This window comes from Neisseria sp. HMSC03D10 (assembly GCF_001807625.1).
In the GTDB taxonomy this organism is placed as follows: domain Bacteria; phylum Pseudomonadota; class Gammaproteobacteria; order Burkholderiales; family Neisseriaceae; genus Neisseria; species Neisseria mucosa.
Genome location: NZ_KV789582.1, coordinates 1 through 21,617, shown reverse-complemented (window position 1 = coordinate 21,617; position 21,617 = coordinate 1). Strand labels below are relative to the sequence as shown.

Annotated in this window: 21 protein-coding genes; 6 read left to right on the top strand and 15 right to left on the bottom strand. The window is 51.1% G+C overall.

The genetic code is table 11. The features are described from left to right. Positions 1 to 50: 50 nt before the first annotated feature. The 5 genes from gyrA to HMPREF3066_RS08925 form a co-directional block, all read right to left on the bottom strand. On the bottom strand, positions 51 to 2,816 hold the full coding sequence (gene gyrA / locus HMPREF3066_RS08945) for a DNA gyrase subunit A (RefSeq protein WP_070442284.1): 2,766 nt from the start codon (positions 2,814 to 2,816) through the stop codon (positions 51 to 53). A gap of 182 nt (positions 2,817 to 2,998) precedes the next feature. After that, the gene (gene efp / locus HMPREF3066_RS08940; RefSeq protein WP_002219406.1) at positions 2,999 to 3,559 is read right to left on the bottom strand and encodes an elongation factor P; all 561 of its coding nucleotides are present in this window, start codon (positions 3,557 to 3,559) and stop codon (positions 2,999 to 3,001) included. Positions 3,560 to 3,599: 40 nt separating this feature from the next. After that, on the bottom strand, positions 3,600 to 4,751 hold the full coding sequence (gene earP / locus HMPREF3066_RS08935) for an elongation factor P maturation arginine rhamnosyltransferase EarP (RefSeq protein WP_070442281.1): 1,152 nt from the start codon (positions 4,749 to 4,751) through the stop codon (positions 3,600 to 3,602). A 48-nt stretch (positions 4,752 to 4,799) separates the two neighbouring features. Further along, entirely contained in the window at positions 4,800 to 5,078 is a 279-nt protein-coding gene (locus tag HMPREF3066_RS08930) for a hypothetical protein (RefSeq protein ID WP_060974823.1), read from the bottom strand. A 37-nt stretch (positions 5,079 to 5,115) separates the two neighbouring features. Then, positions 5,116 to 6,060 (bottom strand): class I SAM-dependent methyltransferase, encoded by a 945-nt coding sequence (locus tag HMPREF3066_RS08925; RefSeq protein ID WP_070442278.1) that lies wholly within the window; start codon positions 6,058 to 6,060, stop codon positions 5,116 to 5,118. Between the two features lie 337 nt (positions 6,061 to 6,397). On the opposite strand from HMPREF3066_RS08925, the gene HMPREF3066_RS08920 reads away from it, so the two are divergent. Beyond that, positions 6,398 to 7,771: a DEAD/DEAH box helicase gene (locus tag HMPREF3066_RS08920; protein ID WP_070442275.1), complete on the top strand. Its 1,374-nt coding sequence runs from the start codon at positions 6,398 to 6,400 to the stop codon at positions 7,769 to 7,771. Between the two features lie 216 nt (positions 7,772 to 7,987). Here HMPREF3066_RS08920 and HMPREF3066_RS08915 read toward each other — a convergent pair whose 3' ends face one another. From HMPREF3066_RS08915 to HMPREF3066_RS13740, 4 genes are all read right to left on the bottom strand, one after another. Beyond that, positions 7,988 to 8,482, bottom strand: coding sequence for a hypothetical protein (locus tag HMPREF3066_RS08915; protein ID WP_003743239.1), 495 nt, complete (start codon positions 8,480 to 8,482; stop codon positions 7,988 to 7,990). A 307-nt stretch (positions 8,483 to 8,789) separates the two neighbouring features. Then, positions 8,790 to 9,068 (bottom strand): cell division protein FtsB, encoded by a 279-nt coding sequence (gene ftsB / locus HMPREF3066_RS08910; RefSeq protein WP_003743241.1) that lies wholly within the window; start codon positions 9,066 to 9,068, stop codon positions 8,790 to 8,792. A 16-nt stretch (positions 9,069 to 9,084) separates the two neighbouring features. Continuing rightward, a complete protein-coding gene (gene eno, locus HMPREF3066_RS08905) occupies positions 9,085 to 10,371 on the bottom strand; it encodes a phosphopyruvate hydratase (RefSeq protein WP_039409060.1) in 1,287 nt (428 codons plus the stop codon). 250 nt (positions 10,372 to 10,621) lie between these two features. Next, positions 10,622 to 10,876 carry an energy transducer TonB gene (locus HMPREF3066_RS13740; RefSeq protein ID WP_141743208.1) on the bottom strand — a complete coding sequence of 85 codons (255 nt, stop codon included), beginning with the start codon at positions 10,874 to 10,876 and terminating at the stop codon, positions 10,622 to 10,624. Between the two features lie 156 nt (positions 10,877 to 11,032). On the opposite strand from HMPREF3066_RS13740, the gene guaB reads away from it, so the two are divergent. After that, entirely contained in the window at positions 11,033 to 12,496 is a 1,464-nt protein-coding gene (guaB, locus tag HMPREF3066_RS08900; RefSeq protein WP_003767939.1) for an IMP dehydrogenase, read from the top strand. Positions 12,497 to 12,567: 71 nt separating this feature from the next. On the opposite strand, the gene HMPREF3066_RS08895 is transcribed toward guaB, so the two are convergent. From HMPREF3066_RS08895 to HMPREF3066_RS08870, 6 genes are all read right to left on the bottom strand, one after another. Then, complete coding sequence (locus HMPREF3066_RS08895) at positions 12,568 to 14,475, bottom strand: ATP-binding cassette domain-containing protein (RefSeq protein ID WP_070442272.1); 1,908 nt, start codon at positions 14,473 to 14,475, stop codon at positions 12,568 to 12,570. A gap of 119 nt (positions 14,476 to 14,594) precedes the next feature. Further along, a complete protein-coding gene (gene purE / locus HMPREF3066_RS08890; protein WP_070442269.1) occupies positions 14,595 to 15,080 on the bottom strand; it encodes a 5-(carboxyamino)imidazole ribonucleotide mutase in 486 nt (161 codons plus the stop codon). A gap of 79 nt (positions 15,081 to 15,159) precedes the next feature. Next, positions 15,160 to 15,894: a tetratricopeptide repeat protein gene (locus HMPREF3066_RS08885; protein WP_049225957.1), complete on the bottom strand. Its 735-nt coding sequence runs from the start codon at positions 15,892 to 15,894 to the stop codon at positions 15,160 to 15,162. A 4-nt stretch (positions 15,895 to 15,898) separates the two neighbouring features. Next, entirely contained in the window at positions 15,899 to 16,567 is a 669-nt protein-coding gene (locus HMPREF3066_RS08880; RefSeq protein ID WP_070442267.1) for a class I SAM-dependent methyltransferase, read from the bottom strand. Between the two features lie 10 nt (positions 16,568 to 16,577). Further along, positions 16,578 to 16,763: a DUF3460 family protein gene (locus HMPREF3066_RS08875; RefSeq protein ID WP_003743254.1), complete on the bottom strand. Its 186-nt coding sequence runs from the start codon at positions 16,761 to 16,763 to the stop codon at positions 16,578 to 16,580. A gap of 134 nt (positions 16,764 to 16,897) precedes the next feature. Continuing rightward, a complete protein-coding gene (locus HMPREF3066_RS08870; protein ID WP_070442287.1) occupies positions 16,898 to 18,226 on the bottom strand; it encodes an anaerobic C4-dicarboxylate transporter family protein in 1,329 nt (442 codons plus the stop codon). 331 nt (positions 18,227 to 18,557) lie between these two features. Here HMPREF3066_RS08870 and HMPREF3066_RS08865 point away from each other — a divergent pair, with 331 nt between their 5' ends. The 4 genes from HMPREF3066_RS08865 (at position 18,558) to ubiE (ending at position 21,590) form a co-directional block, all read left to right on the top strand. Beyond that, complete coding sequence (locus tag HMPREF3066_RS08865) at positions 18,558 to 19,844, top strand: CAP domain-containing protein (RefSeq protein WP_070442264.1); 1,287 nt, start codon at positions 18,558 to 18,560, stop codon at positions 19,842 to 19,844. 128 nt (positions 19,845 to 19,972) lie between these two features. Next, positions 19,973 to 20,206: a hypothetical protein gene (locus tag HMPREF3066_RS08860; RefSeq protein WP_039856046.1), complete on the top strand. Its 234-nt coding sequence runs from the start codon at positions 19,973 to 19,975 to the stop codon at positions 20,204 to 20,206. Beyond that, on the top strand, positions 20,203 to 20,643 hold the full coding sequence (locus tag HMPREF3066_RS08855) for a gamma-butyrobetaine hydroxylase family protein (protein ID WP_070442262.1): 441 nt from the start codon (positions 20,203 to 20,205) through the stop codon (positions 20,641 to 20,643). The genes HMPREF3066_RS08860 and HMPREF3066_RS08855 overlap by 4 nt, the downstream gene beginning before the upstream one ends. Before the next feature lie 209 nt (positions 20,644 to 20,852). Then, entirely contained in the window at positions 20,853 to 21,590 is a 738-nt protein-coding gene (gene ubiE / locus HMPREF3066_RS08850) for a bifunctional demethylmenaquinone methyltransferase/2-methoxy-6-polyprenyl-1,4-benzoquinol methylase UbiE (protein ID WP_045072825.1), read from the top strand. Positions 21,591 to 21,617: the final 27 nt, after the last annotated feature.

The following is a 21,617-nucleotide window of genomic DNA, read 5'->3' as shown; positions in this document are numbered from 1 at the left end:
GGTTGTCGGGGGAAAAGGAATTTTGCAAAGGTTTCTGCCTGTTTCTTGCTTTATTGCGGTGTGTTGTCTTCTGTCGTTACGTTTGTCTCACCAGTGTTTTCTTCACCTGAAACTGATTCGTCTTCCGGCTCTTCCGCTACCCGCTCGAGGCTGACCAGTTGTTCGCCTTCGTCCAGATTAATCAGGCGCACGCCTGCTGCGGCGCGGCCGGTTTCGCGGATTTGTTCGACTTTGGTGCGGATGAGGACGCCGCCGCTGGTAATCAGCATCAGGTCGTCGGTTTCGCCGACCAAGGTTGCAGCAACCAAATCGCCGTTGCGCTCGCCGGTGTTGATGGCGATATTGCCTTGTCCGCCTTTGTTTTTACGGCTGTAATCGGCAATCGGGGTACGCTTGCCGTAGCCGTTGGCGGTGGCAGTCAGCACTTGCAAATCGCTTTGAGCGGCTTCAGGGGCAAAGGTAATCAGGCTGACGATTTTGCCGTCGGCAGGCAGGCGCATACCGCGTAAGCCGCCGCTGCCGCGACCGGACGGACGCACACCGTGTTTGCCGCTTGGCAGGGCGTTTTCGTTGTCGGCGGTTTCGTCTTCAAGGTCATCTAAAATTTCGGTTTCGATGTCGGCATCTTCCGCTTCGTCGTTACCGGATTTTTCCCAGTATTCGTTGAAACGGATGGCTTTGCCCAAGTTGGAGAACAGCATGATGTCGTCCGAGCCGCTGGTTTGCGCGGCGCCGACGAGGTAGTCGCCCTCTTTGAGCGCGATGGCTTTGATGCCTTGGCTGCGGACGTTTTTGAAGGCGGAAAGCTGGACTTTTTTCACCATGCCTTGCGCGGTGGCGAAGAAGACGTATTGGTCTTCGGGGAATTCGCGCACAGCGAGGATGGCGCTGACTTTTTCGCCTTCTTCCAACTGGATGACGTTGTTAATCGGACGCCCGCGGCTGTTGCGTCCACCTTCGGGCAGTTTGTAAACCTTAATCCAATGGCACTTGCCGAGGTTGGTGAAACACATCAAATAGTCATGCGTATTCGCAACAAACAGGGTTTCGATGAAGTCTTCGTCTTTGGTTGCCGCCGCCTGTTTGCCGCGTCCGCCGCGACGCTGCGCCTGATAGTCGGTGGTCGGCTGGGTTTTGATATAGCCGCCGTGGGTCAGGGTAACAACCATTTCTCGTTGCGGAATCAGGTCTTCATCGGCAATGTCGCCGCCGAACGGGTTGATTTCGCTGCGGCGTTCGTCGCCGAAATTGGTTTTGGTTTCTTCCAATTCTTCGCGGATGATTTGGGTGATGCGTTCCGGTTTCGCCAAAATGTCCAAATAGTCGATGATTTTTGCCATGATGTTTTTGTAGTCGCCGACGATTTCTTCTTGGTCAAGGCCGGTCAGGTTGCGCAGGCTCATGCGCAGGATGGCGTCAGCCTGGATTTCGCTCAGATAATAGCCTTGTTCCTGCAAGCCGAGATTGGCGGGCAGACCTTCGGGACGCGCCATGCGCAGGTCGAGGTCGGTACGGCTCAGCATGTCTTCCACCAAACCGCTGCGCCATGCACGGGACAGCAGTTTTTCTTTGGCTTCAGGCGCGTCGGCAGATTCTTTGATGAGGCGAATCATCTCGTCGATATTGGACAGGGCGACGGCTTTACCTTCAGCGATATGGCCTTCATGACGCGCTTTTTTCAGGCGGAACAGGGTGCGGCGGGTTACGACTTCACGACGGTGGCGCAGGAATTCCGCCAAAATCTGTTTCAGGTTCAACAGGCGCGGCTGACCGTCAACCAAAGCAACCATGTTGATACCGAAGCTGTCTTGAAGCTGGGTGAGTTTATAGAGTTGGTTTAAAACGACTTCGGCGTTTTCGTTACGTTTCAATTCGATAACGACGCGCATACCGGATTTGTCGGATTCGTCGCGCAGGTCGGATACGCCTTCCAACGTTTTTTCGCGCACCAGTTCGCCGATTTTTTCCACCAGCTTGGCTTTGTTCACCTGATACGGGATTTCGTCGATGATGATGGCTTCGCGTTCGCCGTTTTTGCCTATCGGTTCGATATGGGTTTTACCGCGCATGACGACGCGGCCGCGGCCGGTTTTATAGCCTTCGCGCACGCCGCTCAAGCCGTAGATGGTCGCGCCGGTCGGGAAATCGGGGGCTTGCAGGATGTTGATCAATTCGTCGATTTCGGTTTCGGGTTCGTCCAAAAGACGCAGACAGGCGTTGATGGTGTCGGTGAGGTTGTGCGGCGGGATGTTGGTCGCCATACCGACGGCGATACCGGACGAGCCGTTGACCAACAGCGCGGGGAAGCGGGTCGGCAACACCAGCGGCTCGTGTTCGCTGCCGTCGTAGTTCGGACCAAAATTGACGGTTTCTTCTTCGATGTCCGCCAGCATTTCGTGGGCGATTTTCGCCATGCGGATTTCGGTATAACGCATGGCCGCGGCGCCGTCGCCGTCAACCGAACCGAAGTTGCCCTGACCGTCGATTAAGACGTAGCGCATCGAAAAATCCTGCGCCATGCGCACGATGGTGTCGTAAACCGCGGAATCGCCGTGCGGATGGTATTTACCGATGACGTCGCCGACGATACGCGCCGATTTTTTGTAGGCGGCATTCCAGTTGTTTTTCAGCTCGTGCATGGCGTAAAGCACGCGGCGGTGCACCGGCTTCAAACCGTCGCGCACATCGGGCAGCGCGCGGCCGACAATCACGCTCATGGCGTAATCGAGATAGCTTTTGCGCATTTCGTCTTCAAGGCTGACGGGCAGGGTTTCGAGTGCGAATTTATGGTCGTTGCGGATAGTTGCGTCGGTCATGGTTTTCTTTATTTCGTATGGCAAAAATTAGCTCGAATTTTAGCATAAAAACGGCTTGGAAAGGGCGTTTTGCGGGGCAATGCGGCAAATCCGGGCAACTTGCAGAACGATGGTTGTAAAAATAGATAAAAGGTCGTCTGAAACTTTTCAGACGACCTTTTATCTTGAACCGAAGCTGATGCTTAAGCGCGTTTGCGGAATTCGCCGGTACGGGTATCGATTTCGACTTTGTCGCCGTTTTCGATGTAAGACATCACTTGGATTTCAGTGCCGCCGACCAGACGCGCGGTTTTCATCACTTTGCCGGAAGTATCGCCTTTAACGGCAGGCTCGGTGTATTCAACTTCGCGTACGATGATGGTAGGCAGCTCGACAGAAATGGGGTTGCCTTCGTAGAAGGTTACTTCGCATTGGTCTTCCATGCCGTCAACGATGAATTTCAACGCATCGCCGATGTTGTCGGCTTCGATTTCGTATTGGTTGAATTCTTCGTCCATGAAGACGTACATAGGGTCGGCAAAGTAGCTGTAAGTACAGTTTTTGCGGGACAGGATGACGACGTCGAATTTGTCGTCGGCTTTGTAAATGGTTTCGGAAGCGGCACCGGTCAGCAGGTTTTTCAGTTTCATGCTGACTTTGGCGGAAGAGCGGCCGCCTTTGATGTATTCGGTTTTTTGAACGACCATAGGATCGTTGCCGACCATGAATACGTTGCCGGCGCGCAGTTCTTGTGCTGTTTTCATGTATTGTCCAATCAAATCGGTTGTAAATAAACGCGCTATTTTAGCGTATTTTTTTAAGCTTTGAAATAAAGGCGGCGAGTTTTTCGGGGGCGGAAGGTTGCTTAAAAAGATGACGGCTCCAGTCCTCCGCGCCTTGCCGCCAGTCGTTTTGGTGTTGTTGCAGGATTTGCCAACATTCGAGGCGTTGTGTGGCGGATAATGCCTCTCCGCCGTTGAGGTCGTCTGAAAGGCGGCGGTGTGCCGAGGCGGTTTCGGGCGTGTAGAAGCCGTGTGTCTTATCCCAAAAGGCGTGGAGTTTGTCGAGATGGACATTCTCGTCTTGCGGGTAGATGTGCCAAAAGAAGGATTTGCCGGCAAGCTGGGCGCGGACGAAACTGTCTTCGCCGCGTATCACGGCGCAGTCGGCGAGGTGCAGCAGTTTGTCGAAATCCTGTTGCGGCACGAAAGGGATTTTGACGAGGCGGACAGAGGTCGTCTGAAAAACATCGCCGTCGTTTTGCAGGGCGTTTTGCGGAATGACGCCGCTTTGTTTGAGGCTGTCGATGATTTGCGTACCTGCCAGCAGCAGGGTTATCGGGCTGCCTGCCTGTTGCCACATGTCCAGCCATTTTGCCCAAACATCGCTCCGATAGCCGAAAAGCAGCCATTCGGGGGCATTTTTTTCGGGCAACATCAGCCGCTCTCGCAAGGCTTTGGTATCGAAACGGACGGCATCACGGTAATCGCGTTCGCGTATCAGCCCGCCGCTTTTTTCGCTGAAACCCATAAACCAAAAATATTTTTGAACACCCTCCTGCGGTGAAGGCATCAGGTGCAGCCTTTCATTGCTTTCTTCCGCGCTCAAATATTCCCAATTCAGCCAAAGCGGCTTGTGTTGGCGGATGATGTGCAACACATTTTCAGGCAGATCACAGGCGAAAGTTTCGATGACATTATCGGGAACAGGCGCATTATTAATATCCGCCACTTCAGCATGCCAAGTGCGGACATGAATATCCTGATGAACGCAGGGAACGTCGGGCAAATCGGGACAAAGCGCACGCAAGGCGGACACATCGTCCGTCCACAAATGCACCTGCCAACCGAGTTCACGGTGCAAAACACGGGCAAGCCGCAAGGAAACGCCGATGTCGCCGAAATTGTCGATGACGTTGCAAAAAATCCAACAAACAGGAAAAGCGTGTGTATTCATAAAAGACTCGAGGTCGTCTGAAATCGGTTTTAGACGACCTTTTCAAAACTAAAACGCGCCGAAATAGTGGAACAAATACACAATCAGCAAAACGATTGGGATAAACAGCAGCATGGTTTGACGTTTCAAATCAAACTCTTGCTTAAGATGATGCTTGATGGTGTCGAAAAGGACGAATTTGAACAGAAACGTCGCTTCGCAGGCAAGGATGATGCCGTTGATTAAGTGTTGCGCCGCATCTTCGGGCGGATTGACGGCGAAAACGGCAAGCGTCGCCAAGGGTATCAGGCAGACGACGAGCCAGCGGATGATGAGCGGTTTGGGCATGGTGTGTAATCAGTTCAAAATAATTGGAAGAGGGCGGTTATTTATGTCTGATTTCCCAACACTGATGGATTTTCTTGTTGCGGAAATCGTCGGGAACGGATTGTTTGGAAATGTCTTTGACGGCGTATTGTTCCGATACCGAATCGTCCAAGACGAAGCTGCGCAAGTTGTTGGAGAAGTACAAAAGACCGTCTGAAGCGAGCAGGCTCATTGCGCCGTCAATCAGCTTTTTGTGGTCGCGCTGGATGTCGAGGATGTCAAGCATCTTTTTGCTGTTGGAGAAGCTGGGCGGATCCATGACGATGAGGTCGAACTGTTTGCCTTCGGCGGCGGCGTTTTGCAGGTATTGGAACACGTCGGCGCGGATGATTTTGTGTTGTTCGGGGCTGATGCCGTTGAGTTCGAAATTGCGTTTCGCCCAATCGAGATAGGTGTTGGACAAATCGACGGTTTCGCTGGACGCTGCGCCGCCGGTGGCGGCATAGACGGTGAAGCTGCCTGTGTAGGAAAACAGGTTGAGGAAGCGTTTGCCCGCTGCGGTTTCGCCGACTTTTTTGCGCGTGTTGCGGTGGTCGAGAAAGAGGCCGGTGTCGAGGTATTTGTCGAGGTTGACCCAAAACTGGCGGACGTTTTCGGTGATGACGAAATCGTCGCCGGTTTTGCCGGTTTTCTCGTATTGCTGCAAGCCTTTTTGGCGTTCGCGGCGTTTGAGGTGGATTTGTTCGGGCGCAAAACCGGTAACGAAGGCGACGGCTTCCAATACTTCGGCAAGCCACGCTTCGTATTCTTCGGGCTGCATCAGCCAGCCGGTATCGTATTCCTGAAGGTGGATTTGGTCGCCGTAAACATCGACGGCAAAGGGGAATTGGGGGATGTCGCGGTCGTAAATACGCCAGGCTTCGATGCCGTTGCGTTTCGCCCATTTCATGAGGTGTTTGATGTTTTTGCCCATGCGGTTGGCGAAGGGTGTGATGTCGGTCATGGTTTCAGACGGCCTGAATGAGGATTGGGAAGGGTTTGGATTTTAACGCACTTGATGCCTTTTTGCTTGACCGTTGTCCATAAAATCTATATTATCCGCCGTTCGCCTTTTTATACGAAGCCATCGTCTTCCAACCTAAACCGCTGTTTCGGGCGCGTTTCTTTTATTGCTTGCTGATTTGCCAAGCCTTTCTATGCAGGTTGTCGTCGATGTTAACCACAAGCAAGATGCTTGCGACAACCCTGTAACTTCACATTTCCCGTATCGTTACTTTCCTTTGCTTCAGGTCGTCTGAAAACCGTTCAGACGTGCGCGTTGTTGTCTCTTTAGGATAGCCATGTCTATTAAATTTGCCGATTTGAACCTTGATAAAAACATCTTGTCCGCCGTGCGCAGCGAGGGTTACGAAAGCCCGACGCCAATTCAGGCGCAAGCCATTCCGTTTGCTTTGGAAGGCCGCGACATCATGGCTTCGGCGCAAACCGGCTCCGGCAAAACCGCCGCCTTCCTGCTGCCGACGTTGCAGCGGCTGACCAAACGCAGCGAGAAACCGGGCAAAGGCCCGCGCGCGTTGGTATTGACGCCGACCCGCGAATTGGCGGCGCAAGTTGAGAAAAACGCGCTGGCGTACGCCAAAAATATGCGTTGGTTCCGCACCGTCAGCATCGTCGGCGGCGCATCTTTCGGCTACCAAACCCGCGCCTTGAGCAAACCGGTTGACCTGATTGTCGCCACGCCGGGCCGTCTGATGGACTTGATGCAAAGCGGCAAAGTCGATTTCGCCCGCTTGGAAGTGCTGATTTTGGACGAAGCCGACCGTATGTTGGACATGGGTTTTATCGACGACATTGAAACCATCGTCGAAGCCACCCCGACCGACCGTCAGACTTTATTGTTCTCCGCCACTTGGGACGGCGCAGTCGGCAAACTCGCACGCAAACTGACGAAAAACCCTGAAATCATCGAAGTCGAGCGCGTGGACGACCAAGGCAAAATCGAAGAGCAGCTGCTGTACTGCGACGATATGCGCCACAAAAACCGCCTGCTCGACCACATCCTGCGCGATGCCAACATCGACCAATGCGTGATTTTCACGTCCACCAAAGCCATGACCGAAGTCATCGCCGATGATTTGTATGAAAAAGGTTTCGCCGCCAACTGCCTGCACGGCGACATGCCGCAAGGCTGGCGTAACCGCACGCTGATGGATTTGCGCAAAGGCCGCTGCAAAATTTTGGTTGCCACCGACGTTGCCGCACGCGGTATCGACGTGCCGACCATTACCCACGTCATCAACTACGACCTGCCGAAACAGGCGGAAGACTACGTTCACCGCATCGGCCGTACCGGACGGGCAGGGCGCACGGGTATTGCGATTACCTTCGCCGAAGTGAACGAATACGTCAAAGTACACAAAATCGAAAAATACATCGGCCGTAAATTGCCCGAGCTGACCGTCGAAGGCATGGAACCGACCCGCAAGCGCAAAGCCGCAGGCGGCAAGCCGAAAGGCAAAGGTGGCTGGGGCGATAGAAAATCCGGCGGCTGGCGCGGCGATAAGAAACCGGGCAAAGAAGGCTTCGGTGGCAAATCGCGCGGCGAAGGTTTCAAAAAAGAAGGATTTAAGAAAGGCGGCGAAGGCTTCAAAGGCAAACGTAAAGCCAACGATTCTTTCGGCTCGAAACCAAGCCGTCCAGCGAAAAGAGGCTGATGCTAAAGCCAAATCAATAGCGGGTAGTGGATTAAATTTAAATCAGGGCCAAGGCGAGGCAACGCCGTACTGGTTTAAAGTTAATCCACTATATGAAGAAACTTTGATACCGCGTTGCCTAACAAAAAGGTCGTCTGAAAATCGATTTCAGACGACCTTTTTATTATGATGAGACGAAGGAGAGTTTGAGACAGATGGGTTCAATACGCCATAAATTTATACCGGCTCATGCGCCCATTGAGGAAGCGTGGTTTTCTGTTTGCAAAATGCAAATAACCGCTGTCCGCTGAATTTCTCAAACATCAGCTCCACACCGCTTTGCAAGCGCAAAATCAGTGCGGAAGGTGTATCTATTTTGATAAAGTCGATGCGGTGCTGTACCAGTTTTGCAATAGTCGAATACAAATCAAGCTTGTCTGCATGATTGAAGAACCAGGGATTAAGACTTAACCAGCGTCCTCCGTTTAATGGCTCTCCGGGTTGGAAATCAGCACGGATTTGAGTAAGGCGGTCGTCTGAAAAATGCAGCTCAATATTGCCATAAAGCCAGATATTCCATCCCTTTTTCACTAAAAGCCCTTTAGGGACACATTCGGGGGCGGGGAACATTTGTAAAATCATTTCTGCAGTTTGTCCGATTTCCAGATAATCAAATCGGCCTGTGGTCAGAAAGTCAAACATATCGACAGAAATCGGAAAGTGGTAACGCATGGCAAGCTTCAGACGAGGTAGGAAGAATGGCGTTATATTAGTTCAAAAGTCAAATGCAATCAATTCTTATTTCTATTTTTAGTTGATTTCACTATTTGAGGACATTTCATTTTTTGTACAATTTAAAATTAAGATACTCTCATTAATACCGTCATTTCCGCATAGGTAGGAATATGAAAGTTTGAAATAGCAGCAAACTCTGAATATTTTTATAAAACCAAGTTGTTTTCGCGGGGAAAGTCCAAGCTACAGATAAAAGAAGGTCGTCTGAAATTTTTCAGACGACCTTTTATTCCCATCAGGGCAATTAACGGCTGCGTTCGATAAAACGGTAATAGGTTTCGCCGTCTTGGACGTAACCCAATTCCACACGGGCAATTTCAGAAATCGCTTCTTGACCGTTCGCCAAATCATCGACTTCCGCAGCAAGGAACTGGTTGCGCAAAGTGAGCGTCTGGTTTTTTTCCTCCTGCACGGAAAGTTGTTCCTGCAATTCTTCCGTATGCCCGATACTGCCTTTTCCAAACCAAAGGCTGTATTGGCAGTAAGCAAGCGCGATGGATAAAACAACAGTTACCCACTTCATACATCAATACCTTTTCTTATTTGCCCAGTTGATAGAATGCGGCTTTGCCGGGGTAGTAGGCAGCTTCTGCCAATTCTTCCTCGATACGCAGCAGTTGGTTGTATTTCGCCATGCGGTCGGAGCGGCTCAATGAACCGGTTTTGATCTGCATACAGTTGGTAGCGACTGCCAAGTCGGCAATGGTGCTGTCTTCAGTTTCGCCCGAACGGTGGCTCATTACGCTGGCGTAACGGCTGCGTTTTGCCAAGTCAACCGCTTGCAAGGTTTCGCTCAAAGTACCGATTTGGTTGACTTTGACCAGCAATGCGTTTGCCACGCCTTTTTCGATGCCTTCGGCAAGGATTTTCGGATTGGTTACGAACAAGTCGTCGCCAACCAGTTGTACTTTGTTGCCGAGTTTTTCGGTGAGAAGTTTCCAGCCGTCCCAGTCGTTTTCATCCATACCGTCTTCGATGGAGATAATCGGGAATTCGTTAACCAAGCCCTCAAGGTATTCGGCAAATTCTGCGCTGGTGTAAGAACGGCCTTCGGCTTCCAAGTGGTATTTGCCGTCTTTGTAGAACTCGCTGGATGCGCAGTCCAAAGCAAACAAGACATCATCGCCTGCTTTGTAACCAGCGGCTTCGGTTGCTTCAACCATCAGTTGCAGGGCTTCTTTGTGGCTGTTCAGGTTAGGTGCGAAACCGCCTTCATCTCCGACAGTAGTCGGGAAGCCTTTACCGTCGCACAGTTTTTTCAGCGCGTGGAAAATTTCGGCGCCGCAGCGCAGGGCTTCGCGGAAGGATTTTGCGCCGACAGGCATAATCATAAATTCTTGAATGTTCAGGCTGTTATTGGCATGTTCGCCGCCGTTGATAACGTTCATCATCGGAACAGGCAAAGCCATAGGACCGGCGCCGCCCAAGTAACGGTAAAGCGGCAGGCCTGAATCTTCGGCAGCTGCGCGGGCAACAGCCATAGAAACCGCCAAAGTAGCGTTCGCACCCAAATTGCCTTTGTTTTCAGTGCCGTCCAGCTCGATCATGATTTTGTCGATGTAGGACTGTTCGTTGGCATCGATACCGATCAGGGCTTGGGCAATTTGGTTGTTGACGTGTTCAACTGCTTTCAATACGCCTTTGCCGGAGTAGCGGGATTTGTCGCCGTCGCGAAGTTCCAAAGCCTCTTTTTGACCGGTAGACGCACCGCTCGGTACGGCGGCACGGCCCATTACGCCGGACTCCAGCAATACATCGCATTCTACGGTGGGGTTGCCGCGTGAATCCAAAATCTCGCGGGCAAAAATATCAACGATTGCGCTCATAAATATTCTCCAAATGAGGATGAAAAAAGAAAAGTAGCTTTGTTACATTTCAGACGACCTGTGAGTGTCGCTGAAAACACATCAACGGCGATTATACCGATGGTGGTATTGGAATTACGATGAAACCGACTTTAAGTTTGTTTCACGTCAACATCGGTTTTGCACAAAAAATAATATCTGCTCAAGCAGCCTCGCATTTTAACAGTTTTTGAGGTTTCAGGGCAGGGGAGCTTGCTGAGAATGCTTTGTTTTAGGCAGGAAGGTCGTCTGAAAAACGATTCGAATGAGCATTTAACCAACCGATAATATTCAATATCTTTTCGAATTTTGAGATAAATGAGGATTTTTTAAGGGCTTGGAGAGCAGCATTGTCTAATCTGTGATAGCCGCTGCTTTCAATAATGCGAACCATGTTTGAGTGACTATTTAAAGCCCTTACGCCGAGAATGGCTTGTCCTTTCTCTCCATTTTCTAGGAAATAAACAGGATATTTGGGAACAGGTATATGGGCAACTTTGTTGAAAAAGCAAAATCGGTATCAAAATTTCCGGGTATTTATCATCGTGTAAAAAAATAACAAAGGCCCTGCAAAATTTTGTCAAGTTTGGCATTTAAATGCTATAATGCCGTGCATCTTGCACAAACTGAAAGACTGAGCATCATGCGTATCGTAGAAAAAGCCTATACTTTCGACGATGTTTTGTTGGTTCCTGCACATTCAACCGTGCTGCCACGAGACGTTAAACTTCAAACCAAGCTCACCCGCGAAATCACGCTCAACCTCCCCTTACTTTCCGCCGCAATGGACACCGTTACCGAAGCACGCCTCGCCATTTCCATGGCGCAAGAAGGCGGTATCGGCATTATCCATAAAAACATGACGCCTGAAATGCAGGCGCGTGCCGTTTCCAAAGTGAAACGCCACGAGAGCGGCGTAGTGAAAGACCCGGTAACGGTTGCCCCAACGACGCTCATCCGCGAAGTATTGGAAATGCGCGCGCAACGCAAACGCAAAATGTCCGGCCTGCCCGTCGTCGAAAACGGCAAAGTAGTAGGTATCGTTACCAACCGCGACCTGCGTTTTGAAAACCGCCTCGACCTGCCCGTTTCCGCCATCATGACCCCGCGCGAACGCTTGGTTACCGTCCCCGAAGGCACAAGCATCGACGAAGCGCGCGAACTGATGCACGAACATAAAGTCGAGCGCGTTTTGGTCTTGAACGAAAAAGACGAGCTTAAAGGCTTGATTACCGTAAAAGATATTTTGAAAACCACCGAGTTTCCGAATGCCAACAAAGACTCCGAAGGCCGTTTGCGTGTAGGTGCGGCTGTCGGCACCGGCGGCGACACCGAAGAGCGCGTAAAAGCCTTGGTCGGAGCAGGAGTCGACGTCATCGTCGTCGATACTGCACACGGCCATAGCCAAGGTGTTATCGAGCGCGTGAAATGGGTGAAAGAAACCTATCCGCACATACAAGTCATCGGCGGCAATATCGCAACCGCCAAAGCCGCTTTGGATTTGGTCGCAGCAGGAGCAGACGCCGTCAAAGTCGGTATCGGACCGGGTTCGATTTGTACCACCCGTATTGTTGCGGGCGTAGGCGTACCGCAACTGACCGCCATTCACAATGTTGCCGAAGCCCTCAAAGGTACCGGCGTTCCGCTGATTGCCGACGGCGGCATCCGCTTCTCTGGCGACATCGCCAAAGCTCTGGCAGCAGGCGCATACAGCGTCATGCTTGGCGGTATGTTTGCCGGTACGGAAGAAGCACCGGGCGAAATCGAACTCTACCAAGGCCGCTCGTACAAATCCTACCGAGGCATGGGTTCTCTGGGGGCAATGAGCCAAGGTTCCGCCGACCGCTACTTCCAAGATAAAACCGACAGCACCGACAAATACGTCCCCGAAGGCATTGAAGGCCGCGTTCCCTACAAAGGTCCGATTGTGAACATCATTCATCAACTGACCGGCGGCCTGCGTTCCAGCATGGGCTATTTGGGCTGCGCCAATATCGAAGAAATGCACGAAAAAGCGGAATTTGTCGAAATCACTTCCGCAGGCATGAGCGAATCCCACGTTCACGATGTTCAAATTACCAAAGAAGCGCCGAACTATCACCGCTAAGGTAAAGTGAAAAGAGGTCGTCTGAAAGTTTCAGACGACCTCTTTCTATTGTTTGAATAATGCCCTAAAAATCAGATTGCTTCACCGTTCTGCTTAGCCTCCAGAAGCTCCCAGCGTTCCAATTTTTCCAAGAGCAGTGTTTCGATTTCTTCGGCACGGTTTTGCAATGCGCCGGCTTTTTCGTAATCTTTGAAAATTTCAGGATCGGAAAGTTGCGCGTTGATTTCCGCCTGTTCGGTTTCCAAGGCGGCGATTTCGTCGGGCAGGGCGTCGAGTTCGCGCTGTTCTTTGTAGGAAAGTTTGACCGTGCGGTTGGCTTTGGGTTTGGCTTTTTCCGGTTCTGCGGTTGTTTTCGGCGCGGAGGTCGTCTGAATTTTCTCTTCGCGTGATTTTGCGTCGATGTAGTCCTGATAGCCGCCGATGTATTCTTTCAGACGACCTTGTCCTTCGAAAACAATGCTTTGGGTAATCACGTTATCAAGGAACATACGGTCGTGCGAGACGAGGAATACCGTGCCTTGGTAATCGCGCAGCAGGTCTTCGAGCAGCTCTTGGGTGTTGATGTCCAAATCGTTGGTCGGTTCGTCCAAGACCAGGATATTGGCGGGGCGGGTAAAAAGTTTTGCCAGCAGGAGGCGGTTGCGTTCGCCGCCGGAGAGCGATGAGACGGGGCTTTGCGCGCGGGCAGGGTGGAATAGGAAATCTTCCAAATAGCTCATGACGTGTTTTTTCTTGCCGCCGACTTCGACGTAATCGTTGCCTTGGCCGAGCGTGTAAAACACGGTGTCGTTTTCGTTCAGCGCGCTGCGGAATTGGTCGAAATAGGCGACTTCCTGCTTGCTGCCGATGCGGATTCTGCCGTAGGTCGGCTGCAATTCGCCCAGAATCAGCTTGAGGAAGGTGGTTTTGCCGATGCCGTTAGGGCCGATTAAGCCGATTTTGTCGCCGCGCTGCAAGATGGCGGAGAATTTGTCCATGATGACTTTGTCGCCGTAGGCAAACGAGGCATGTTCCAGTTCGGCAATGATTTTGCCGCTTTTCTCGCCGCTGTCGAGTTTGAAGTTGACCTGTCCCTGCACGTTGCGGCGTTCGGCACGCTGGCGGCGCAGTTCTTCCAAACGGCGCACGCGGCCTTCGTTGCGGGTACGGCGCGCTTCGATGCCTTTGCGTATCCACGCTTCTTCCTGCGCGTGGAATTTGTCGAAGAGGCGGTTGTGTTCCGCTTCAACCGCCAATTCCTGCGCTTTTTTTTCGCTGTATTTGGAGAACGAGCCGGGATAGGAACGCAGGATGCCGCGGTCGAGTTCGACGATGCGCGTGGCAATGTTGTCCAGAAAACGGCGATCGTGGGTAATCACGACCAGGCTGCCTTCAAACGCTTTGAGCAGGTTTTCCAGCCAGATAATCGCGTCGATGTCCAAATGGTTGGTCGGTTCGTCCAGCAGCAATACGTCGGGCTTCTGCACCCAAGCCTGCGCCAAGGCGACGCGTTTTTTCTGCCCGCCGGAGAGGTTGCCGATTTTTTCATTTTCCGGCAAACCGAGTTCGCCCAAAGTCTGCTTCACTGCCGCATCCAGCTTCCAACCGTCCTTCGCTTCGATTTCAAGCTGCAATTCGTTGAGTTCTTTTAATAAGGTTTCACTTGAACTATTTTCCAACTCATGGCTGACGCGGTGGTAACGGCGCAGCAGGTCGCGGATTTCGCCCAAGCCTTCGGCGACGGTGTCGAATACGGTGGCTTCTTTGTCGAAAAACGATTCCTGCGGCACATAAACGATTTTGAGGTTGTTTTGAACGATAATCTGCCCGTCGTCGAGCTTCTGCACGCCGGCGAGGATTTTTAGAAACGAAGATTTACCCGCGCCGTTGCGGCCGATTAAGCCGATTTTTTCGCCGCTGTCGAGTTGGAAGGAAGTTTTGTCGAGCAGGGCGACATGGCCGACGGCAAAGGAAGCGTTTTCTACGGATAAGATGTTCATAAGGCAGATTGAGAAAGATGAAAGGGTATGGATTTTAAACGATTTTGAAGGTTTCTTTGAAATCAAGCAAAAAGGTCGTCTGAAAAACGAAAATCCGTTTTCAGACGACCTTTTTTATATCAGGCTTCGGGCAGTTCCATGTCTAAAACGGTTTGCTCCTGCTTGGCGCGGAAATCGGCAAGTTTTTGCGCCAGCTTGAGATCTTCGTTGGCAAGCAGCGAGATAGCGAACAGGGCGGCGTTGGTGGCTCCTGCTTCGCCGATGGCAAAAGTGGCAACGGGAACGCCTTTGGGCATTTGCACGATGGAGAGCAGGGAGTCTTCGCCTCGCAGGTATTTGCTGGGTACGGGAACGCCCAATACGGGGACGGTGGTTTTGGCGGCAACCATGCCGGGCAGGTGTGCCGCGCCGCCCGCACCGGCGATGATGGCTTTGATGCCGCGTTCACGGGCGGTTTCAGCGTATTCGAACATTAAATCGGGGGTGCGGTGTGCGGACACGACGCGGGCTTCGTATTCGACGCCGAACTTTTTGAGAAACTGCGCTGCCTGCTGCATGACGGGCCAGTCGCTGTTGCTGCCCATGATGATGCCGATTTTGGCCATATTTGCTCCTATTGTATAAAACATTATTCAATGAATGATTTCAGACGACCTTCGAATAGGGGGGAGATCGTCTGAAAAGTTATCGTTGCTTGATACTGATAGCGGCACGTTTGGCAGCTTCGCTATCGGGATAGCTCTGTATCAGCTTGCGCCATGTGTTGCGGGCGATGTCTTTCTGTTGCAGCTTGTATTGGCATTGTCCGATGCTGAAAAGCGCGTCGGGGGCTTGCGGGCTGTTGCGGAAGCGGTTGGCGTAGCGGCCGCCGATTTCGATGACGGATTCGCAGTGGCCCATGCGCTGCTGGCTTTGCAGCAACAGATACATATTGCGGCGCGCAATATCGCTGCCGTTACCGCCGTCGGCTTCCTTCAGAATGGCTGCCGCCGCCCGATAATTCCCGTTGCGGTAGTATTTGGACGCACGCTCGTAAAGACGGGTTTCGTTTAGGGTAAGCGAATCTGTTTCAGTCGGTACAGTACCGCCGTTCTCCAGATAATGTTTTTTGAGTTTCTGGTCGTCTAAGCGTTGCGACACGGTTTTCTTAGCAGGACGGGAGTGGATTTTGTTTTGCTGCTCGATTTGCTGCAAACGAAGGTTTACTGCCTCCATTTCCCGCTCGATGCGTGCAACCTGTACGCCCAAATGGTCGATTTGTGTCTGTTCGTCGAGCTTGGGATAGGGGATGGATACTTTCTGCGGGCTATCGGGAATATCCGGCAGCGAGAAAGTATCGTCTGAAGACGGGGATGAAACGGAAGTACAGGCGGCGGTAAAGGCAATGGGAAGCAGTCGGATAAGCAGGTTTGTTTTCATCGGTTTATTTTTTCAATAGAAGGGTCAATCCGTCGCCGACGGGTAGGGTAATGGGAACGATACGTTTATCTTCGGGCAGGCTGCGGTTGAATGTTTGCAGTATTTTCAAGCTGGGAGGGGAGTGTTCGTCGCCCTCATGCAAGACCCTGCCGTTCAGCAAAACATTGTCGATGGCGATAATGCCGCCCTTACGCACAAGCTTCAGGCAACGTTCGAAATATTGCGGGGTAGGGGGCTTGTCCGCATCTATCAGGGCCAGGTCGTAACTTTCCGCTTCGCCTTGCGCTATCAGGTCGTCCAAAGTCAAAAGGGCGGGTTGCAGGTGCAGTGAAATTTTGTGTTCCACCCCTGCCGCTCGCCAAGTTTCGCGCGCTATGTCGGTAAATGTTACGTTGATGTCGCAGGCGGTAACTTTGCCATGCTCGGGCAATGCAAGCGCGACGGCGGTGCTGCTGTATCCTGTAAACACGCCGATTTCCAAATATTTTTCGACACGGATAAGCTGCGCCAACCAAGAAAGTAGGGCGGCTTGTTCGCGGGCGATAGCCATATTGCCCAATCGGTGGGAAAGCATGCGCTCACGCAATGCGGCAAGGACGGGATGCTCCGCCTGTCCGATGGTATTGAGGTAGTCCTGTAGTCCGGCAGGTGTGTTGGATGTGCGGACGGTCATTTCGGCACGATCAGTCTTGATAGTATGTATAGGGTTTTTTAGCGACTTTGGCAGCCTCAAACTCTGCCTGCTCTTGCGGATTTAATTCGACATCCCAAAGCAGGTGGCGGTTTTCGAGGCGTTGCGTTTCCAGTTGCGGATTGTCTTCGATAAGTTTGTCGAGAAACTGGGTGGCTTCGGATTTGTAGTGGTACATTTTTGTACGCTCCGTGGGGATAGGGTCGTAAAAGACGGGTTTTGTTATACGGTGATATTATAGCGGATAATCCTAATGCAAAGGTCGTCTGAAAACCTATTTTGTGTTTTCAGACGACCTTTTTTCAGACGACCTTAAAAGAAGTAATTCGCCAGCAGCAAACCGAATACCAAGCTAAACGCCATGCTCAAGAGGCCAGGGATCATAAAGCTGTGGTTGAAAATGAATTTGCCGATTTTGGTTGAGCCTGTGCTGTCAAAATCAATCGCCGCGATAATCGGACCGTAGTTCGGAATGAAGAAATAGCCGTTCACCGCGACAAACGTACCGATGATAATCGGAGCGGGAATGCCCAGCGAAATACCGATGGGAAACAGCGTTGCGACGGTCGCCCCTTGGCTGTTGACCAAGACGGACAAAACGAACAGGGCAAATGCAAAAGTCCACGGCGCAGTTTCAACCAGATGCGATACGGTTTCTTTGACTTCAGCCAGATGACCGTGCATCAGCGTGTCGCCCAGCCATGCCACGCCGAATACGGCGATAACGGCGCGCATACCCGCATGAAATACCGAGCCTTTGGTAATCGCGTTACCATCCGGTTTACACAGCAGGATAATCAGCGCGGCAGCAGAAAGCATGACGATTTCGATGGCGTGCGCCATGCCCATCAGTTTCGGGCCCTCGTCCGTTTGAAAGGTCGGGCGCAACTCGGGGACGGCACCCATCACGACCACCAGCAACGCAGCAGCAAGGAAAATCCCAACCGAAAGTTTCGCCTCTTTGCTGACGGGCGCATTGGATACTTCAGTCGAATCTTTTTCGTTAGCTTCTACATATTCCGGGTCTCTCAGCAACGCCTGATAATGCGGGTCATCTTTCAACTCTTTGCCGAGCTTGTTGACGAATATGCAGGCAAGGCCGATACCTAAAATAGTTGAAGGAACAGTCACTTTCAGCACATCGGCCATCGTGATGTGTTGCGGTTCAAGGTAGGTCACGCAGGCGACGACCGCGGCCGCAATCGGGCTGGCAATAATGGCGAATTGCGACGCGATGACCGCCATCGTCAACGGACGCGACGGGCGGATACCGTTGCGGCGGCTGACTTCGGCAATGACGGGCAATACCGAATAAGCGACGTGTCCCGTGCCTGCCAATACGGTAAACAGGTATGTGACCGCAGGTGCGATGAAGGTGATGTATTTCGGATTGCGGTGTAAAACGCGGGTGGCGATTTTAATCATGTAGTCCAAGCCGCCGCTTGCCTGCATCGATGCGGCAGCGGAAACGACCGCCATAATCATCAGCATCACATCAATCGGCGGACTGGTCGGCTCAAGATGGAAACCGAAGGCCAAAACCGCCAGCCCGATACCGCCGAGCACGCCCAAGCCGATGCCGCCGACCTGCGCGCCGATTAAGATACACACCAGTACGATGGCAAACTGGATAAAAAACATTGTGGACATGAACACTCCGTAATTTGAGGATGTAAAGCAAATATCAGCTTCAGGCTGGTCAAACCAATACCGATGGAGCAAATATTCAATATTTTCAACAGACAAAAAAGAGGATGAAGTCATTTGCCCATAAAATACAAAAACTTCATCTTTTAATATGACGGGAATTATAAATCAGGCAGATAAGCTTAACAATATTTTACTGTAATAAAAATACATTTATTTTACTTGGCTGGTACTTTTCAGACGACGTTTACGGATATTATGCTGTATGATTCGCCAAGTTCTTCCATCATTACGTTAAACTCACTTTACCCTATAAAATGACAATATGAAATCCATCTCCATCTGGCTGGTAATATTAGCGGGCGCGCTTGGTCTGTTTTATTACCAGCAAAATCGCTATTTCTTTTCAGACGACCTTATCCACCCGCAAGCCGGTCAAGACCGTTCGTCCGTAGAATCTTTAAGCGGCTTGGGTTACCTTAATTTTTTGCGTGCCGCTGCCGGTTTGAATCCCCTGTCGAATTCCCCGGTATTGGAACGCTCAGCCCGCAGGCACGCCAAATATCTGCTGATCAATCCTGAAGACGGCCATGACGAAAAACATCGAAACAATCAGTTTTATACGGGATACAAGCCCTCCGACCGCGCCCGCGAGGCAGGCTATTATTTCGATGGGGTTCATGAAAACATCAGCACGGGCGAGTACCGCCATCAGGATGGATTTAAAAGCACGCTTGTCCTGCACGAGCAAACCGATGCCCTGATGACAGCCATTTACCACCGTTTTTCTTTGCTTGATCAAAATATTGACGAGGCGGGCGTAGCTGTTGAGCATGGCAACGGAAAAACCGCCGTCGTTTTCAATCAAGGCAACCGGGAATTCAATCATTGGTGTTCGTTAGGGCGATCCTATCCGGAAGCGGACCGCCGTTTCTATAAAAATTCTTGTTTTAACGGCTCTATCGTTTACGCCGACGAAATTAAAAATCAAACAAAATCAGCGTATATCGCTTATCCGAAGGGAAATTTTGCCGCGCCGGATTTTTACGGCGAACATCCCGATCCCATGCCCGGTTATGAATTTACCGGAAATCCTGTCAGCATTGCATTTTCAGACGACGGGGGAGAAGTCAAGATGCTGTCGTTCAAACTTTATCAAGGCAAAAACGAAATCGACAAAACCAAAATTTTGGATAAATACACAGATCCAAACGGACAGTTGACCGACAAACAATTTGCGCTTTTCCCGCTATCGCCGCTCGAATACGACACTACCTACCGCGCCGTGTTCGAATACAGCCAAAACGGTAAAAAACAGAAAGCAGAATGGACATTCAAAACCAAAAAGCCCGATTATCCCTATTTTGTCGTCAATGGCGGAGAAACGCTTGCCGTCAAACCAGATAACATTTATTTCATCCATTGGAAAAATCACTGGTGTCTTCGCGAATGCGAGAAAATCACATTCCGCCCGCGAGGTGATGCAAAGCTTGAGGTTTTGGAACGCAAACCCGGAGGCTTCCTCGTGCGCCTCAAAGGAAAAACCGGCACAGCCGTGCGCCTAATGCCGAATGAAGAAACAGAAAAAGCAGTTGTCCTGTTTATCGAGTAAGCCAGATAAAGCAAAAGCCAAAAGGTCGTCTGAAACAGGCGTTTTCGTTTCAGACGACCTTTTATCGAAATTAGCCTGCAAAACTGATAGAATGACCCGACTTCAAGTTCAGCAACCCTTGCGCAACCATGAGCCGTCATCACAAAATCAATGCCAATACCCGCTATGCCTTCATTTCTATCGCTTTAATGGTTTCGGCGTTTTTAATATTTGCAGGACTGATGATGTTGCCTTTGGGCTTAAACGGACAGATGAGGATAAATCTGATACGCCTGTCCCTTTATTCAATTTTGCTGTTTGCTGCGGCCGGGGGCGTTTTTTCCATCAGAGTTGCGTGGCTGCGTAAAAAATCCGGAGTATGACTGTGAACGAAAACAACCTTATTCCGACGGAAATCCGTCTGTCGAAAGACCGAGTATTGCTGACGCTGCGTTACGATGCCGATGAAAAACCACTTTCCGCAGAGTTTTTGCGTGTTTATTCGCCCAGTGCGGAAGTGCGCGGACACGGCGTAGGGCAGGAGGTTTTACAAACCGGAAAGGCAAGCGTTACCGTTACTGATTTGGAGCCGGTCGGTAATTATGCCTTGAAAATCACTTTTTCAGACGGCCACAACAGCGGCCTGTACGACTGGGCCTATCTGCACAAACTGGCACACGATCACGACGCACTTTGGACGGACTACCTGCGCCGTATGGAGCTGGCTGGTGCGTCCCGTGTCCCTTCTCCTGACGATTTGAATACCGAATCGAAATCCGGCCATACCTGTGGCAGCGGAGGTTGTGGCGGAAGACATTGACGAAAAGGTCGTCTGAAAAGATGGAACTGAAATTTTTAGGTACCGGAGCGGGCTACACACAACGTTACCTGTTACTCAACAGCCGCTCGTTTTAAGGTGGGATAGGCGAAAAATATATTTCCCACGTCGAAAGCGATTGGCGATTTCTTCGACGTATTCAATATCTGAATTCATATTATTTTAATTTTAAATTTCAAAAGGCAGGCAACATGAGCAACCACAAAACCCATTTTGGTTTCAGTACCGTAGATGAGAACGAAAAAGCAGGCAAAGTAGCCGAAGTATTCCATTCGGTAGCGAAAAACTATGACATTATGAACGATGTGATGTCCGGCGGCCTGCACCGTGTTTGGAAGCATTTCACCATTAATACCGCACGCTTGAAAAAAGGAGACAAAGTATTGGATATTGCCGGCGGTACGGGCGATTTGTCTCGCGGCTGGGCCAAACGCGTGGGTAAAGAGGGCGAAGTTTGGCTGACCGATATCAATTCTTCGATGCTGACCGTCGGACGCGACCGACTGCTCAACGAAGGCCTGATTCTGCCCGTGTCGCTGGCTGATGCGGAAAAGCTGCCATTCCCCGATAACTATTTCAATCTGGTTTCTGTCGCCTTCGGTCTGCGCAACATGACGCACAAAGATGCCGCGCTGAAAGAGATGTACCGCGTGTTGAAACCGGGCGGCACGCTGCTGGTATTGGAGTTTTCCAAAGTCTACAAACCACTGGAAGGGGTGTACGACCTGTATTCCTTCAAGCTGCTACCGGTCATGGGCAAACTGATTGCGAAAGATGCCGACAGCTATCAATATCTCGCCGAATCCATCCGTATGCATCCCGATCAAGAAACTTTGAAACAGATGATGCTGGACGCGGGGTTCGACAGTGTGGATTATCATAATATGAGCGCGGGTATCGTGGCGCTGCACAAAGGCGTAAAGTTCTAAGAGCGTGTTCATAGTCTTCGTAGCAGG

What these genes read in the sequence shown, in the direction of transcription:
- gyrA (WP_070442284.1), bottom strand. Translation starts at nt 2,816, where the DNA reads ATGACCGACGCAACTATCCGCAACGACCATAAATTCGCACTCGAAACC.
- efp (WP_002219406.1), bottom strand. Translation starts at nt 3,559, where the DNA reads ATGAAAACAGCACAAGAACTGCGCGCCGGCAACGTATTCATGGTCGGC.
- earP (WP_070442281.1), bottom strand. Translation starts at nt 4,751, where the DNA reads ATGAATACACACGCTTTTCCTGTTTGTTGGATTTTTTGCAACGTCATC.
- HMPREF3066_RS08930 (WP_060974823.1), bottom strand. Translation starts at nt 5,078, where the DNA reads ATGCCCAAACCGCTCATCATCCGCTGGCTCGTCGTCTGCCTGATACCC.
- HMPREF3066_RS08925 (WP_070442278.1), bottom strand. Translation starts at nt 6,060, where the DNA reads ATGACCGACATCACACCCTTCGCCAACCGCATGGGCAAAAACATCAAA.
- HMPREF3066_RS08920 (WP_070442275.1), top strand. Translation starts at nt 6,398, where the DNA reads ATGTCTATTAAATTTGCCGATTTGAACCTTGATAAAAACATCTTGTCC.
- HMPREF3066_RS08915 (WP_003743239.1), bottom strand. Translation starts at nt 8,482, where the DNA reads ATGCGTTACCACTTTCCGATTTCTGTCGATATGTTTGACTTTCTGACC.
- ftsB (WP_003743241.1), bottom strand. Translation starts at nt 9,068, where the DNA reads ATGAAGTGGGTAACTGTTGTTTTATCCATCGCGCTTGCTTACTGCCAA.
- eno (WP_039409060.1), bottom strand. Translation starts at nt 10,371, where the DNA reads ATGAGCGCAATCGTTGATATTTTTGCCCGCGAGATTTTGGATTCACGC.
- guaB (WP_003767939.1), top strand. Translation starts at nt 11,033, where the DNA reads ATGCGTATCGTAGAAAAAGCCTATACTTTCGACGATGTTTTGTTGGTT.
- HMPREF3066_RS08895 (WP_070442272.1), bottom strand. Translation starts at nt 14,475, where the DNA reads ATGAACATCTTATCCGTAGAAAACGCTTCCTTTGCCGTCGGCCATGTC.
- purE (WP_070442269.1), bottom strand. Translation starts at nt 15,080, where the DNA reads ATGGCCAAAATCGGCATCATCATGGGCAGCAACAGCGACTGGCCCGTC.
- HMPREF3066_RS08885 (WP_049225957.1), bottom strand. Translation starts at nt 15,894, where the DNA reads ATGAAAACAAACCTGCTTATCCGACTGCTTCCCATTGCCTTTACCGCC.
- HMPREF3066_RS08880 (WP_070442267.1), bottom strand. Translation starts at nt 16,567, where the DNA reads ATGACCGTCCGCACATCCAACACACCTGCCGGACTACAGGACTACCTC.
- HMPREF3066_RS08875 (WP_003743254.1), bottom strand. Translation starts at nt 16,763, where the DNA reads ATGTACCACTACAAATCCGAAGCCACCCAGTTTCTCGACAAACTTATC.
- HMPREF3066_RS08870 (WP_070442287.1), bottom strand. Translation starts at nt 18,226, where the DNA reads ATGTTTTTTATCCAGTTTGCCATCGTACTGGTGTGTATCTTAATCGGC.
- HMPREF3066_RS08865 (WP_070442264.1), top strand. Translation starts at nt 18,558, where the DNA reads ATGAAATCCATCTCCATCTGGCTGGTAATATTAGCGGGCGCGCTTGGT.
- HMPREF3066_RS08860 (WP_039856046.1), top strand. Translation starts at nt 19,973, where the DNA reads ATGAGCCGTCATCACAAAATCAATGCCAATACCCGCTATGCCTTCATT.
- HMPREF3066_RS08855 (WP_070442262.1), top strand. Translation starts at nt 20,203, where the DNA reads ATGACTGTGAACGAAAACAACCTTATTCCGACGGAAATCCGTCTGTCG.
- ubiE (WP_045072825.1), top strand. Translation starts at nt 20,853, where the DNA reads ATGAGCAACCACAAAACCCATTTTGGTTTCAGTACCGTAGATGAGAAC.